The sequence below is a fragment of the Agrobacterium sp. 22-223-1 genome (genome assembly GCF_053522385.1).
Window position 1 is genome coordinate 2,047,434 of sequence record NZ_JBNWCN010000001.1, and the last position, 13,556, is coordinate 2,060,989.

Sequence of the window (13,556 nt, forward strand, 5' to 3'; positions counted from 1 at the left end):
TCTTCCATCGTCTGACTGTTGAGGGGTACGGGAGGAAGGCGGTGAAACCGTCCGTCCGGCACCGGCCTTATGGGGCGTTACCGTAACGGAAGCTTCAAGGGAATCAATCGATCCATTCATGCAATTCGTTTGCCAGCCGGGCGGGACGGCGATAGAGCGGCGGGCAAGGAGTTTCCAGAAATGTTCAATGCAGATTTTCGCGAGGGATTGAAGAGCGGTTTCCCGATCGCCCTCTCCGCCGCCCCCTTCGGTGCGCTGTTCGGCGCGGTCGCAGTCGATAACGGGCTCAGCGTCACCGAAGCCACGATCATGAGCGGCACCGTCTATGCGGGCGCGAGCCAGCTCGTGGGTATCGAGTTGTTCGGCCAGAAGGTTGCCCCCTGGCTGATCGTTCTATCCGTCTTTGCCGTCAATTTCCGCCATATCCTCTATTCGGCCGCCATTGCCCGGATGATCTCGAACTGGTCTTTCCTGCAAAAAGCCGCGGGCTTCTTCGTGCTGGTCGATCCGCAATTCGCCGAATCGGTCAGGAAATACGAAAATACCGGCGCGGTCGGCTTTTCCTGGTACATGGGCTTTGCAGCGCCGGTCTATGTGCTGTGGCTGGCCATGACCATTCTCGGCGCATCGCTCGGCAATATGGTCGGCGATCCCAAAGCCATCGGTCTCGATGTGCTGCTGCCGATCTATTTCATGGGTATGGTCTTGAGCTTCCGCCAGCGGGAGAATTTCTACCCTGTCATGCTGGCAAGCGCGGTGGGTGCAACGGTTGCCTATCACATCGTCGGCTCGCCGTGGCATGTCAGCCTCGGCGCTGTCGCCGGAATTCTCGTCGCGGTCCTCTATCCACCGAAGCCGAACGACGGGACGAATTCTGAAAGCAGGGTGGAAACGCCATGAGCGACATGCTGCACACCGATACGCTGATCCTGATCGCGCTCGCCGCCATCGCCACCTATCTGACCCGCATCGGCGGTTATGTGCTGATGACGCGGATGAAATCCATCCCGCCGCGCATGGAGGCGGGACTGAACGCCGTTCCCGTGGCGGTTTTGACCACGCTCGTCGCACCCGCCTTTTTTGAAGGCGGATACGAGGTGAAGATCGGCATGGTGGCAGCGCTTCTGGTCTGCCTGCGCTTTCCCGGCCTGACGATGCTCGCCATCGGCTGGGCCATCGTCATCGCCATCAGGCATTTCGGGCTGCTCTAAGCGCCCCGCTCCAATGGCTTCGTCGCGGCAACGAGCCACGCCTTAACCTCCTCGTCGGTGATCAAGGGAGAAAGCTTCTCCAGAACCCCGGCGTGATAGGCGTTCAGCCAGCCCAGTTCTTCATCGGTCAGGAGAGCGGCAACGACCAGTCTGCGGTCGATGGGGCACCAGGTCAGCGTTTCGAAGGAGAACATCGGCTGGTCGCCGCCGGCGACCTCCTCCGCCTCGCATACATAGATGAGGTTCTCGATGCGGATGCCGAAAGCGCCAGGCCGGTAATAACCCGGCTCGTTTGACAGGATCATGCCGGGCAGAAGCTCCTGCGTCGAAAGCCGTGAAATACGCTGCGGCCCCTCATGCACCGAAAGATACGACCCGACGCCATGGCCGGTGCCATGGGCGTAATCCGCTCCCGCCTTCCAGAGCGCGATACGCGCCAGCGGATCGAGATCGCAACCGCGCGTTCCCTTCGGAAACCGCGCGGTGCTGATGCCGATCATGCCCTTCAGCACCAGCGTAAAGAAACGCTTCTGCTCTTCCGGAACGGTACCGATTGCGACGGTACGGGTGATATCCGTGGTGCCGTTGACATATTGCGCGCCCGAATCGACGAGGAACATCTCCCCCTCCGCAAGTGTGCGGTCGGTATCGGTGGTGACGCGGTAATGGATGATGGCGGCATGTTCGCCGGCACCTGAAATCGTATCGAAAGACACGTCCTTGAGCGGGTTTTGCAGCCCCTGCCCCACCTTGACCCGAGCGGCCTCCAGCGCCTTGACGGCGGCGATTTCGGTAATGCTGCCCGGTTGCTGGCGGTCCAGCCAGCAGAGATATTCGACCATGGCCGCGCCATCCTGCACATGGGCGGCTGCCGAGCCGGCCAGCTCCGCCTTGTTCTTCCGCGCGCGCGGCAGGCGAACGGGATCGGCCTCCTCTATCAGCGAGCCGCCCGCCGCGGTGATTGCGCCGGTCAGCGCCACCGGGGTCAGATCGGCATCCACCATGACGCGGCCCTTGGCGCTGGCGATTGCATGCAGACGGTCAGCGATCTTCGACGACGGCAATTGTGTCGAGAGCTGCGCCAGATAGGCCTCAGTCTCGATGCCGGTCTTGCGCTTGTCGAGAAAAATATCCGCCCTGCCGTCGGCGTAGATGATGGCGCGCGCCAGCGGATGCGGCGTATGCGGCACGTCGTTGCCGCGAACATTGAAAATCCAGGCGATGGAGGATGGATCGGTAACCAGCAAGGCATCCGCGCCCTTTGCCGAGACCGTCTCCGCCAACGAGGCGATCTTTTCCTTCGCCAGCTTGCCGGTAAAGGCCTCGGGCTGGATAACGACGGGCTCCAGCGGCTCGGAGGGACGGTCCTGCCACAGGGCATCGAGCGGGTTCTTTTCCAGGAGAACGACCGAACCGCCCTTGCCGGCAAGCACCTTTTCCAGCCGCTTCAACTCCGCACCAGTGTGCAGCCACGGATCGATGCCGAGCCGGAAACCCTGTGGAGCATGTTCGGCCAGCCAGACGGAGGGCGGCGCGCCAACCAGATCGCCGCCGCTGAAGACCGATTGGTCGACCTGCGATTTGAGCTGCGTCGTATAACGGCCATCGACAAAAACCACCGCCTCCGTGCGCGTCACCAGCGCAATGCCGGCGGAACCGGTAAAGCCGGTCAGCCAGGACAGGCGCTCGGCGCACTCCGGCACATATTCCCCCTGATATTCATCGGCGCGCGGCACCAGAAAACCGTCGATACCAAGGGCATCGAAACCGGCGCGCAGCGCCTCGACGCGGGCCTTGCCAAATTGCGGCGCGGATTTGTTTTCGAAGGTCTGGAACATAGGCGTCTTTCGGGAACTGTCATGAGAAAAGCTGCAAGGTTGCGCCGTCAAATCATTGGCGCGCAACGACAATGCCATGCGGACAAAGCCGGTTTCAAGCCATATATGACAGACCGGATTGCGGCGATAAATTGTGCACATTTTGCGAAATAAGTAATACTCAAGGCGAAGTGACATGCGATAAATGCATATCTACCCTGAGATATCCCCTCTAACTAAACAAAAACACATCGCTTATCTTCAGATCAACACAGCGAGAGAGACACTCTCCTGGCAAACAAGGATTTGAAGCAATGGCAAAATCTTTCCTCCGCACCGCCTTCGATCGCGTCGTTGAAGCACGCGAGCGTCAGGTCAGCCGCCATGTCAACGCCGCCCTTCTGAACCTCGACGACAAGTCGCTCGAAGCGCTCGGCATGAACCGCGCCGATCTTCGTCGCAAGGCAAAGTCTAGCTACGTATTCTGATGACGTCCGGCGCGGCGATCCTCCCTCCACCGCGCCGAACAGGAATACGTCGACCCGCTTGAGCAAGCTCCTCCCATGCTCGCGGGTTTCCAGGCGGCGCGAAAGCGCCGCCTTTTCTTTTGCCTGAAAGGAATATTGCCGCTGGTTCAGTCCCTGCGCAGATGCAGCGTGACCCAGCCATTGCGCCAGATGGTGCGGACATGGGAAAGCCGGGCGCCATTATAAGCGGAAAGCACCTTCCAGCGCTGCGACGCCAGAATGCCCGACAGGATGACGGTGCCGCCGGGCGCCAGATGCGTGACGAGCTGCGGCGCCATCTTGATGAGTGGCCGCGCGAGAATATTGGCGATGATGAGATCGAACGGGCCATGCTTGCGGAAGGCGTCCGAGTGGAAGCCCGGCGCGGTCTCCAGCGCCATCCCGGAGACGATGCCGTTCAGCCGCACATTCTCCTTCGCCACCTTGACGGCGATGGGGTCGATATCCGTCGCCAGCACGGGAATGGGGCGCATCTTGCGCACCGCAATCGCCAGAACGCCGCTACCGGTGCCGAGATCGAGTGCATTGCGCACGGTCCGCGCCCGCAGAACCTCCTCGATCATCTCAAGGCAGCCGGCCGTCGTGCCGTGATGGCCGGTGCCGAAAGCCTGTCCGGCCTCGATTTCGATTGCCAGATCGTTCGCCCGCACCTTGTCGCGATCATGGGCGCCATGCACGATGAAACGCCCTGCCCTGACCGGCTTCAGCCCCTCGAGCGACTTGGCGATCCAGTCGACATCCGGAACGGTCTCCTTTTCAATGACGAGACCGGGAAAGGCAGGAGCAAGCAGGGCGCTGACACGCTCGCGGAACTCTTCCTCCTGTTCGGCCATCAGATAGACCGAGGCTTCCCAGATATCGCGCTTCTCATCCACCTCGGTCGTGGCAATCGCGACATCCTCCTCGCCGAAATAGTCCGACATGAGATCGAGGATTTCACCCGCCTGGATTTCGGTCGTGGTGACGTAAAGTCGGATTTCGCTCACGGCGGGCTGCTTTCTCTGGATGAGGTTATTGTTCTTGCCTTTGCCACAAAACCTCGGCCAGTCCAATAAGCCCGGCGCAATTATGCCGCCTCTATCAGCCCTTCAGAAGATTCTGAAGCTTCTGCTCGGCAACTTCGGGGTTTTCACCATAAGCAATGGTGCCGGAAAAACGGCCATTGGCATCGAGCAGGATGACGGACGCCGTGTGATCCATGGTGTAATCGCCATTCGGATCCTTCTCGTCCACCGGCACCTTTTTGGCATAGATGCGGTAGCCCTTCAGCGTTTCGGCGATCTTGTCCGCCGGGCCGGTGATGCCGGTGATGCGCTTCGAGACGTTCGAGACATATTGCTGCATGATTTCAGGCGTATCGCGCTCGGGATCGACGGAGACGAAATAGGCCTGCAGCTTGTCGCCGGCCGGGTCCACCTTCTCCATCCAGCCGTTCAATTCGAAAAGGGTTGTCGGGCAGACTTCCGGGCAATGGGTGAAACCGAAGAACAGCGCTGTCGGCTTGCCCTGAAACGCCTTTTCGGTGATCGGCTGGCCGTTTTGCGCCGTGAGTTGGAAGGGCACGCCATAGGCCGTCTCCACCATTTCATTACGCGTCTTCGTCATTTCGATCGTCAACCAGCTGACGACGCCGGCGAGAACGAGCACGACGGCCCACAATACGATGCGAATATTTCTCATTGTCCAATCCTACCCCGAAAGCCGGCGGCACATCGCAGGCCCTGGCAGACAGATAACGAAAGGCGACGGGGACGGCAAATCAACTGGGCGTATTTGCGGGAACCGCGCTGATTTGTCACAAATCCGCAGCCGGAAAACGCGTCACAGGCACCAGGCGATGCCGCTCTGTACCGTGGACAGGAAAATATCCGTGCCGTGCCGCACCCAGCCGTCAAAGGCAAGAAGCACGATGGCAAGCGAAGCCATGGCTGCAAGACTTGCCAGAATAAACTTCAGCGGATGGGAAACGAGCGCGTTCATATGCCCATCATAACCTGTTTGCGTGAGCGCGAAAACCGCCAAAATACTGGGTTTTGCCGGCGGGGCAGCAGCAATTGTTAGGGAAAGTTTAAAATCTTGCTGTGCATTATGACCATAGCGGTTTTTAAGCCTCGACATGATGTCTCCCGGTCCATTCTCCGGCCACCGCATAAAGCTCAATCCTGCGCGGGCCTGTTAGAGAGCCATCAGAGGAAACCTGCCGCCATGTCCAACGCCATCAAGCAATCCGGCGCATATCTCGAAATCGTTTCCTTCCATCTGGGCGATCAGGAATTCTGCATCGACATCATGGCGATCCGCGAAATCCGCGGCTGGGCGCCGGTTACCCCGATGCCGCACACCCCGCCTTATGTTCTCGGCCTCATCAACCTGCGCGGCGCCGTCATTCCCGTCATCGACATGGCCGGCCGCCTCGGCATGAAGATGACCGAACCGTCCGAACGCTCCGCCATCATCGTCACCGATATCGGCGGCAAGCTGGTCGGCCTGCTGGTGGAACAGGTCTCCGACATGATGACCATCCGCTCCGAGGATTTGCAGCCCGCGCCCGATATCATTCCGGAAGAACAGCGCAGCTTCTGCCGCGGCATCGTGGCGCTGGAAAAGAGCATGGTCTGCTTCCTCAACCTCGATACAGTGATTGCGGACGAGCTGGCACGCGAAGCGGCCTGATTAAGCCGGCTCTTGCCTCTTGATAGGATTTGGAGCGCCTAGCGCCAGCGCCGTTGAAGCGGCGCGGGCTGCATAGTCTGGCAGTCCCGTTTCAGAAGTACTCCGTCACCCCGGACCCGATCCGGGGTCCAGCGCGATCAAGTCCTTGATCGCGAAAGACTCTTTCACGGCGCAGACGCGCCGTGGCTGGATGCCGGATCAAGTCCGGCATGACGGACAGAGTCGGACAAAATCTTACGGCTTGCCCTTCTGCCACATCACCTGCTGATTATAGAGCGGCACCGTGGAAATCGCCATCTTGGCCGAACCGTCGGTCAGCTCCCGCGCATGCACCAGATAGATCAGCGTGTCATTGGCCTTGTCATAGACGCGGCTGACGACGAGCTTCTTCCACACCAGCGACATGCCCTGCCGGAACACCTCTTCCCCGCCCTTCGACAGATCGATATCGCCGATCTCCACCGGCCCCGTCTGGCTGCAGGAAATGGCGTTGTTGGAAGGGTCTTCGAACCAGTTGCCGTTCTTCAGGCGGTCGATGACGCCGCGCTCGAAATAGGTCACATGGCAGGTCACGCCCTTGATCTTCGGATCGGCGATCGCCTCGATGACGATATCGTTACCGATCCAGTCGACGCCGACCTCTCCCACCACCTGCGAATGCGCCGCTGTCACCGGAAGCAATGCCAGAAAGCCCGCAAACAAACCCGACAGAGTTTTCATCGTCATCGCATCTTCTCCGTTACGCTGCTTCAAACATAAGTGCGGGGAACGGTTACGCAACCCGGGAGGCGGCGCGTTTTTTCATGCTGCAGGGCTGGTAACCGGTGGAGGTGAGACGCCCCGCGACCATGCCGATCTTTTCAGGCAGGTCGCGGATATGGGCGACGCGCAAAGCCCTGGCCGCCGCAATCGAAGCGGCCGCGCAGACGACGGCATCTTCGGCGGCATTGTGATGCACAAAACGCAGCTGGAGGTGATGGGCGATTACATTCAGCTTGTGCGAGGCCAGATTGGGCCAGACATGCCGGGCGATCTTGACGCTGCACAGATAGGAAAGATCGGGATAGGACTGCCGGTATTTATCGAAAGACGCCCGCATGACGCTGAAATCGAAGGCGGCATTATGGGCGATCATGGTGGCGCCGTGGAAGTCGTCGATGAACTCCTCCATAACCTCGGGAAATTCCGGCGCATCTTCGACATCGGCCGGGCGGATGCCATGCACGGCGATGTTGAAGGGCGAAAACCGCATGTCCTTCGGCCGGCTCAGCCGTTCCTCGACGCGAACGATCTCGCCGCCCTCTATCCACGCAAGTCCGACGGAGCAGGCGCTGCCCCGTTCCTCATTGGCGGTCTCGAAATCGATGGCGATGGTTTTCAAGAGTGATTCCCGTTGTTTCATTCCGGCATAGACCGGATTGACGTCAAAGAGAACCGGCCTCGGCAGAACCCGCTTCCGAAAGCATCCAGTCGATGAGCGTCACCAGATCGGGATTGTCCAGCATCCGCCGCGGATAAACGAGGAAATAGGCGAGCGTGCTGGCCATGTCCTTGCCGAAGGGCGCAATCAATGCGCCTTCCGCAAGCTCGCGGGAAACCAGCGAACGCCGGGTCAGCGCAATGCCGTGCCCGGCCTTGGCCGCATCCAGCGCACCATTGCTGTCGATGAAGACGGTGCCGCCGGAGGCATCCACATCCGAAACCCCCGCCGCCTCCAGCCAGCGCCGCCATTCATTGCGGTTTTCATCGTGCAGAAGCGGAATGGATTTCAGGTCCCCCGCCTCCTGAAGCGGCCCATATTTTTCCAGAAGTTGCGGCGAACAGACCGGCAGAGTGCCGTCATCGATGAAGCGGATGCTCTCCAGCCCCTCATACCGACCGAACCCGTGCCGTACCGCCAGATCGACGTCGTCCCTCGAAAAATCCACCAGCCGGTTCGTCACGCTGATGCGGACATCCACCTGCGGATGTTGCTGCTGGAAGGCAGGCAATCGCGGCATCAGCCATTGAACGGCGAAAGTCGGCGTGCAGCTCAGCGTCAGAACCGTAATCTCGGAGCGCGCCGTCAGTTCCGCCGTCGCCTCGCGCATCATCCGAAAGGCGGTGCGAAGCGCGCCGTAATAACGCTCCCCTTCACGCGTCAGCTGGATGCTGCGCGGCTTGCGGAAAAACAATTGCACCCCAAGCCGCGCTTCCAGCTCCCGGATTTGCAGGCTGACGGCACCGGGCGTGACATTCAACTCATTGGAAGCAAGCGTGACGCTGCGATACCGCGCTGCGGCCTCGAAGGCCTGCAACCCTTTCAAAGAAGGAAGTTCGACTGCCATGGTTTAGCTCATCTCAATTATCGAACGAGAAACAATCGTTTGAAAGCATCATAAAACAGGGAGTAAATAGACGCAACAAGACCTGAAACGCAGTGAAAACCACCCATTTCCAGTTTGAGCTAAACTCAACCGATATCGGGTGGATGGCGGCGATCCCGCCTGCGATCATGTCGATACTCATGCTTTGGGAGATGACGATGGCGATACAGAAACAGATGGATGCCGGTGAATGGGCAATGCTTGTCGCGCTTTCGCTTCTCTGGGGCGGATCGTTCTTTTTCATCGGTGTCGCCGTCAAGGAACTACCGCCCGTCACCATTGTCACGCTGCGCGTCAGCCTGGCGGCAATCGCGCTTCTCATCGTCTGCCGCATCATGGGCCTTCGCCTGCCGCGTGAATGGGCGGTATGGCGCGCCTTTTTCGGCATGGGTCTGCTCAACAACATCATCCCCTTCTGCCTGATCGTCTGGGGTCAGACCCACATTGCCAGCGGACTGGCCTCGATTCTTAATGCCACCACGCCCCTCTTCACCGTCATCGTCGCCCATTTTCTCACCGCCGACGAGAAGATGACCGGCAACAAGCTTACCGGCGTGCTGATCGGCTTTGCCGGCGTGGCGACCATGATCGGCCCGGCTGCCTTCACCGGCTCATCCGGCCTCTGGGGCCAGATCGCCATTCTCGGCGCGGCCATCTCCTATTCCTTCGCGGGCATATTCGGCCGCCGTTTCAAGGCCATGGGCGTACCGCCGCTGATGACCGCCACCGGCCAGATCTCCTCTTCAACACTGATGCTCATCCCGGCCGCCCTTCTTATCGATAAACCATGGACGCTCGCCATGCCGGGCCTCGGCACCTGGGGCGCGCTTGTCGGCATCGCCCTCTTGTCGACGGCACTCGCCTATCTGATCTTCTTCCGCATCCTCGCCAGCGCCGGCGCCACCAACCTCGCCCTCGTCACCTTCCTCATTCCCGTCAGCGCCATCCTGCTCGGTTCGCTGCTTCTCGGCGAGCAGCTGGAGATGAAACACTTCGCCGGCATGGCAATGATCGCCGCCGGTCTTGCGGCGATCGACGGCAGGCTGCCGGCAAAACTCAGAAGCCTGCTGCGCAACGCACCCGCTTGACAGGGTCATGCGGCAAAAGCATTCTGCGCGCATGATCGCAACGAAACAGAACATCACCCGTCGCCATACCATCACCGGCCACCCGGCAGGCAGAGGTATGTCGTCGCGTTAAGCGATCCATTTCCACCCTGCCACTAGAGCAGGGTCCGCAAACCTGCTCCCATACGCCCAAGGAGACAGGCATGCAGAACATGAAATTTGCCGATAGTGAAGATTCGCAATTCAGCTTGAACGAAGTCGTCCTGCGTGCGGCGCGTCTGGACGATGCCGAAGCCCTGACCGAAATGTTCAACCTACCCGGCGTCCGTCACGGCACGCTCCGACAGCCGTTTCAGTCCGTTGAAAAAACGCGAAAATCGATGGAAAACCGCGGCCCGAACGATATCGCCATCGTTGGCGAATGGCGTGGAAAGATCGTTGCCAATGCAGGACTGTTTCGCAGGGCGGGAAGGCAGTCCCACATCGCCGATCTGGTGATCAGTGTTCACGACGATTTTGCGGGCAAGGGCGTCGGATCATATATCCTCACGGCGTTGATCGACACGGCCGACAATTGGCACGATATACGCCGCATCGAGCTCAACGTATTCACCGACAATCTCCCGGCAATCCGGCTCTACGAGAAATTCGGTTTCGAACGTGAAGGCACCCTGCGCAACGACGCCTATCGTGACGGAAAATACGTCGATGCCCACGTGATGGCGCGTCTTCGATAGTTCCGGTCAGTTGCCCAGGTGATCCGCAAACAATTCCCGAATGGTCCGCCGCGACCATTCGGCCATTTTGTCGTTACGTCCGCGCTCCGCATCCAGCACGATCAAAGCCTTCCACAGCGCCCAGCCACGCCCGCGCTGCCATGTCGCCTCATCCAGCTCCAGCGCCCGGCGAAAAACGGCACGGCTTTCCGCATCGAGCACATTCCACGCGAGGATGAGATCGGAAGACGGATCGCCGACGCCGGAACTACCGAAATCGATGACAGCCGAAAGCCGGCCGTCCTTCACCAGCAGATTGCCCTCGGCAATGTCTCCATGCACCCACACCCCCTGCTTCCGCCAATGGCTTGAAAGCGCAAGCTGCCATATCTCCATGGCCAGCGCCTGATCCACCTCATCGGCAAGCCGCGCCGCCGAAGCCTTCGCCTCCCCGTCATAGACCGAAAGCGAGCCGCCGCGATGGAAATTATGCGCGCCTGCGGGTGGGCCATCCGAAGCATCCACCCCGTGCAATGCCCTTAAAAACGCGGCAACATCGATGGCGATGGTTGAAAGATCAACGCGATCCAGATCCCGGGCGAGCGGTTCGCCCTCAAGCCAGCGATAGACGGACCAGCGGAACGGATAACCCTGTCCCGGCTGCCCGAGCGCCAATGGCGCAGGGATCGGAAAAGGCAGCAGCGGCGCAAGCGCCGGCAGCCACCGGTGCTCCTTCTCCACCTGCGCAACATACCGGGCGGCACTTGGCATGCGGATCAGCATCTCATCGCCAAGACGAAAGCTGCGATTGTCCCAGCCGCTCAGTTCCACCGGTCGGATATTTAACCCCGCCCATTGCGGAAACTGGCTGTCAACCAGCGCCCGGACCTGCTCTGTACTCACGACAATGCGGTCATCCATGCTGTGCTCTCCCTGTCAGGCGCAAAGCTCTAGCGGCAGAGAACAACATTGCCATGACTATGCATCAGCCGCCGATCAAGGCCAGCCATTCGTCCTCGTCCATGGTCTGCACGCCCAGTTCCGTCGCCTTGGCAAGCTTGGAGCCAGCTCCCGGCCCTGCCACCAGAATATCAGTCTTTTTCGAGACGGAACCGGCCACTTTTGCACCAAGGCTTTCGGCCCGGGCTTTCGCCTCGTCCCGCGTGAATTTTTCCAGTGAGCCGGTAAATACCACCGTCTTGCCCGCCACCGGGCTGCCATCGGTCGAGGGCTTTTCGGCTTCCTTCGGGCGAAGCTCCCGTATCAGCCGGTCGATGACATCGAGATTGCGCGGCTCCTTGTAGAATTCGATGATGGCGCGGGCCACCACCTCGCCGATGCCGTCGATGCTGTTGAGTTCGGCCCAAGCATCGCTCGTCAGGTCGGCTGCCGCCTTCATGCTCTCTTCGAAATGCTCATAGGTGCCATAGGAGCGCGCCAGAAGCTTCGCCGTGGTCTCACCCACATGGCGGATGCCGAGCGCGAAGATCAGCCGGTGGAGATCGATCTCGCGGCGGGCATCGATGGCGTCGAACAGCTTTCTGACGCTGACCTTGCCGAAGCCATCGATATTCTCGAGCTTGGTCAGATGCGAGGCTTCCTGCCGCGCCTTGAGGGTGAAAATCTCGGGCGCGGTCTTGATCGAGAGCGCCGGATCGTCGCTTTCGAAGAAGAAATCGATCTGCTTGGTGCCTAGCCCTTCGATATCGAAGGCATTGCGCGAGACGAAATGTTTGAGATGTTCAACCGCCTGCGCGCGGCAAACGAACCCGCCCGTGCAGCGCGTGACCGAATCGAGCTTACCGGTCTTCTCATTACGCTCCCGCACCGCATGGCTGCCGCAGACCGGACATTTTTCCGGGAATGCATATTTCACCGCCTCGGGCGGGCGCTTTTCCAGAAGCACGTCCAGCACTTGCGGAATGACATCGCCGGCGCGCTGCACGATGACCGTATCGCCGATACGGATATCGTGGTCCTCCGGGCGGATACGCTCGCCGCTATTGCCGATGCCTTCGATATAATCGGCATTGTGCAGCGTCGCATTGGTGACGACGACACCGCCGACGGTGATCGGGGTGAGACGTGCCACCGGCGTCAAGGCACCGGTGCGCCCCACCTGGATTTCGATATTCTCAACGGTGGTAAAGGCCTGCTCAGCCGGAAACTTGTGCGCAGTGGCCCAACGCGGGCTGCGCGAACGGAAGCCCAGCCGCTCCTGCAGATCGAGCCGGTCGACCTTATAAACCACACCGTCGATATCGTAATCGAGATCGGGCCGTGCGACGCCGATTTCATTATAATGCTCAAGCAATTGCTCGGCAGAGGTGAATCGCTTCATCAGCGGGTTGACCGGAAAGCCCCACTCCCGGAATTTCTCCACGATACCATATTGCGTATCGGCGATCCGCGCCGGCTGGCCGCCATTCGAGACCTCACCCAGCGCATAGGCGAAGAACCGCAGCTTGCGTTTCGCCGTCACATTGGCGTCGAGCTGGCGCAGGGAACCGGATGCCGTGTTGCGCGGGTTCACATAGGTCTGCTTGCCTTCGGCCTCCATCTGGGCATTGAGCGCCAGAAAATCGCTCTTGGCCATATAGACCTCGCCGCGTACTTCCACCACATCGGGCGCATCGGCGGGCAGTTCGTCCGGAATTTCCTTGATGGTCCTGATATTGGCGGTGACATTCTCGCCCGTCGTGCCGTCTCCGCGCGTCGCCGCCGTCTTCAGCCTGCGGTTTTCATAGCGGATGGACATGGAAAGCCCGTCGATCTTCGGCTCGGCGGTGAAGGCGATGGAATCGTCCGGCAGATGTCCGAGGAAGCGATAGACGGAACTCACGAAATCCCGCAGATCCTCTTCCGAAAACGTGTTGTCGAGCGAAAGCATCGGCCGCGCATGCACAATGGGCGCAAAGGTCGGAAGCGGTGCGAAGCCGACTTTTCTCGACGGGCTGTCGGCCCGCACCAGCGCCGGAAAAGCCGCTTCGATCGCATCGTTGCGCCGCTTCAGCGCGTCATAGTCCGCGTCCGAAATCTCCGGCGCGTCCTTGCCGTGGTAAAGCGCATCATGGCGCGCAAGCTCGGCCGCCAGAAATGCAAGCTCGGAAGAGGCTTCAAGCTCGGTGAGGTTTTCGACGGATTTCTGGTCTTTCGACATGACGGCCTCTTTTCGGAAT

At 60.1% G+C, this 13,556-nt stretch carries 15 protein-coding genes; 6 read left to right on the forward strand and 9 right to left on the reverse strand.

From position 1 onward, the window contains the following. Window positions 1-180 precede the first annotated feature (180 nt). Together ACQZ60_RS10205 and ACQZ60_RS10210 are read left to right on the forward strand one after the other, a co-directional pair. A complete protein-coding gene (locus tag ACQZ60_RS10205) occupies window positions 181-900 on the forward strand; it encodes an AzlC family ABC transporter permease (protein ID WP_020812064.1) in 720 nt (239 codons plus the stop codon). Then, entirely contained in the window at window positions 897-1,211 is a 315-nt protein-coding gene (locus ACQZ60_RS10210) for an AzlD family protein (protein ID WP_020812065.1), read from the forward strand. Before ACQZ60_RS10205 ends, ACQZ60_RS10210 begins: the two co-directional genes overlap by 4 nt. Here the strand turns inward: ACQZ60_RS10210 and ACQZ60_RS10215 are convergent. Next, the gene (locus tag ACQZ60_RS10215; RefSeq protein ID WP_035264392.1) at window positions 1,208-3,049 is read right to left on the reverse strand and encodes an aminopeptidase P family protein; all 1,842 of its coding nucleotides are present in this window, start codon (window positions 3,047-3,049) and stop codon (window positions 1,208-1,210) included. The two genes, ACQZ60_RS10210 and ACQZ60_RS10215, sit on opposite strands and share 4 nt — an antisense overlap. A gap of 293 nt (window positions 3,050-3,342) precedes the next feature. Here ACQZ60_RS10215 and ACQZ60_RS10220 point away from each other — a divergent pair, with 293 nt between their 5' ends. Continuing rightward, a complete protein-coding gene (locus ACQZ60_RS10220; protein ID WP_003522343.1) occupies window positions 3,343-3,516 on the forward strand; it encodes a hypothetical protein in 174 nt (57 codons plus the stop codon). A gap of 146 nt (window positions 3,517-3,662) precedes the next feature. Here the strand turns inward: ACQZ60_RS10220 and ACQZ60_RS10225 are convergent, their stop codons facing one another. The 3 genes from ACQZ60_RS10225 to ACQZ60_RS10235 form a co-directional block, all read right to left on the reverse strand. After that, window positions 3,663-4,541 carry a 50S ribosomal protein L11 methyltransferase gene (locus tag ACQZ60_RS10225; RefSeq protein WP_031234255.1) on the reverse strand — a complete coding sequence of 293 codons (879 nt, stop codon included), beginning with the start codon at window positions 4,539-4,541 and terminating at the stop codon, window positions 3,663-3,665. Window positions 4,542-4,635: 94 nt separating this feature from the next. Further along, window positions 4,636-5,235 carry a cytochrome oxidase assembly protein Sco gene (gene sco / locus ACQZ60_RS10230; RefSeq protein WP_003522341.1) on the reverse strand — a complete coding sequence of 200 codons (600 nt, stop codon included), beginning with the start codon at window positions 5,233-5,235 and terminating at the stop codon, window positions 4,636-4,638. A gap of 141 nt (window positions 5,236-5,376) precedes the next feature. After that, window positions 5,377-5,673: a hypothetical protein gene (locus ACQZ60_RS10235; protein WP_448735173.1), complete on the reverse strand. Its 297-nt coding sequence runs from the start codon at window positions 5,671-5,673 to the stop codon at window positions 5,377-5,379. Window positions 5,674-5,760: 87 nt separating this feature from the next. Between ACQZ60_RS10235 and ACQZ60_RS10240 the strand changes: the two genes are divergently transcribed. Then, window positions 5,761-6,228 carry a chemotaxis protein CheW gene (locus ACQZ60_RS10240; RefSeq protein ID WP_003522339.1) on the forward strand — a complete coding sequence of 156 codons (468 nt, stop codon included), beginning with the start codon at window positions 5,761-5,763 and terminating at the stop codon, window positions 6,226-6,228. Between the two features lie 234 nt (window positions 6,229-6,462). Here the strand turns inward: ACQZ60_RS10240 and ACQZ60_RS10245 are convergent, their stop codons facing one another. From ACQZ60_RS10245 to gcvA, 3 genes are read right to left on the reverse strand one after another with little or no spacing between them, the layout of a single operon-like run. Then, complete coding sequence (locus tag ACQZ60_RS10245; protein ID WP_448735174.1) at window positions 6,463-6,954, reverse strand: CreA family protein; 492 nt, start codon at window positions 6,952-6,954, stop codon at window positions 6,463-6,465. 46 nt (window positions 6,955-7,000) lie between these two features. Next, a complete protein-coding gene (locus ACQZ60_RS10250) occupies window positions 7,001-7,609 on the reverse strand; it encodes a 3'-5' exonuclease (protein ID WP_448735175.1) in 609 nt (202 codons plus the stop codon). Window positions 7,610-7,652: 43 nt separating this feature from the next. Beyond that, a complete protein-coding gene (gene gcvA / locus ACQZ60_RS10255) occupies window positions 7,653-8,555 on the reverse strand; it encodes a transcriptional regulator GcvA (protein ID WP_020810269.1) in 903 nt (300 codons plus the stop codon). Window positions 8,556-8,752: 197 nt separating this feature from the next. Between gcvA and ACQZ60_RS10260 the strand changes: the two genes are divergently transcribed. Both ACQZ60_RS10260 and ACQZ60_RS10265 read left to right on the forward strand, forming a co-directional pair. Further along, on the forward strand, window positions 8,753-9,682 hold the full coding sequence (locus tag ACQZ60_RS10260) for a DMT family transporter (protein WP_031233882.1): 930 nt from the start codon (window positions 8,753-8,755) through the stop codon (window positions 9,680-9,682). 182 nt (window positions 9,683-9,864) lie between these two features. Then, window positions 9,865-10,398, forward strand: coding sequence for a GNAT family N-acetyltransferase (locus ACQZ60_RS10265; protein WP_020810271.1), 534 nt, complete (start codon window positions 9,865-9,867; stop codon window positions 10,396-10,398). A 6-nt stretch (window positions 10,399-10,404) separates the two neighbouring features. Here ACQZ60_RS10265 and ACQZ60_RS10270 read toward each other — a convergent pair whose 3' ends face one another. Both ACQZ60_RS10270 and ligA read right to left on the reverse strand, forming a co-directional pair. Then, window positions 10,405-11,298, reverse strand: a complete 894-nt coding sequence (locus ACQZ60_RS10270; RefSeq protein WP_448735176.1) for an aminoglycoside phosphotransferase family protein — start codon at window positions 11,296-11,298, stop codon at window positions 10,405-10,407. Window positions 11,299-11,362: 64 nt separating this feature from the next. Then, window positions 11,363-13,537, reverse strand: a complete 2,175-nt coding sequence (ligA, locus tag ACQZ60_RS10275; RefSeq protein ID WP_448735177.1) for an NAD-dependent DNA ligase LigA — start codon at window positions 13,535-13,537, stop codon at window positions 11,363-11,365. Window positions 13,538-13,556 lie beyond the last annotated feature (19 nt).

What these genes read in the sequence shown, in the direction of transcription:
- ACQZ60_RS10205 (WP_020812064.1), top strand. Translation starts at nt 181, where the DNA reads ATGTTCAATGCAGATTTTCGCGAGGGATTGAAGAGCGGTTTCCCGATC.
- ACQZ60_RS10210 (WP_020812065.1), top strand. Translation starts at nt 897, where the DNA reads ATGAGCGACATGCTGCACACCGATACGCTGATCCTGATCGCGCTCGCC.
- ACQZ60_RS10215 (WP_035264392.1), bottom strand. Translation starts at nt 3,049, where the DNA reads ATGTTCCAGACCTTCGAAAACAAATCCGCGCCGCAATTTGGCAAGGCC.
- ACQZ60_RS10220 (WP_003522343.1), top strand. Translation starts at nt 3,343, where the DNA reads ATGGCAAAATCTTTCCTCCGCACCGCCTTCGATCGCGTCGTTGAAGCA.
- sco (WP_003522341.1), bottom strand. Translation starts at nt 5,235, where the DNA reads ATGAGAAATATTCGCATCGTATTGTGGGCCGTCGTGCTCGTTCTCGCC.
- ACQZ60_RS10235 (WP_448735173.1), bottom strand. Translation starts at nt 5,673, where the DNA reads ATGTCGAGGCTTAAAAACCGCTATGGTCATAATGCACAGCAAGATTTT.
- ACQZ60_RS10240 (WP_003522339.1), top strand. Translation starts at nt 5,761, where the DNA reads ATGTCCAACGCCATCAAGCAATCCGGCGCATATCTCGAAATCGTTTCC.
- ACQZ60_RS10245 (WP_448735174.1), bottom strand. Translation starts at nt 6,954, where the DNA reads ATGACGATGAAAACTCTGTCGGGTTTGTTTGCGGGCTTTCTGGCATTG.
- gcvA (WP_020810269.1), bottom strand. Translation starts at nt 8,555, where the DNA reads ATGGCAGTCGAACTTCCTTCTTTGAAAGGGTTGCAGGCCTTCGAGGCC.
- ACQZ60_RS10260 (WP_031233882.1), top strand. Translation starts at nt 8,753, where the DNA reads ATGGCGATACAGAAACAGATGGATGCCGGTGAATGGGCAATGCTTGTC.
- ACQZ60_RS10265 (WP_020810271.1), top strand. Translation starts at nt 9,865, where the DNA reads ATGCAGAACATGAAATTTGCCGATAGTGAAGATTCGCAATTCAGCTTG.
- ACQZ60_RS10270 (WP_448735176.1), bottom strand. Translation starts at nt 11,298, where the DNA reads ATGGATGACCGCATTGTCGTGAGTACAGAGCAGGTCCGGGCGCTGGTT.
- ligA (WP_448735177.1), bottom strand. Translation starts at nt 13,537, where the DNA reads ATGTCGAAAGACCAGAAATCCGTCGAAAACCTCACCGAGCTTGAAGCC.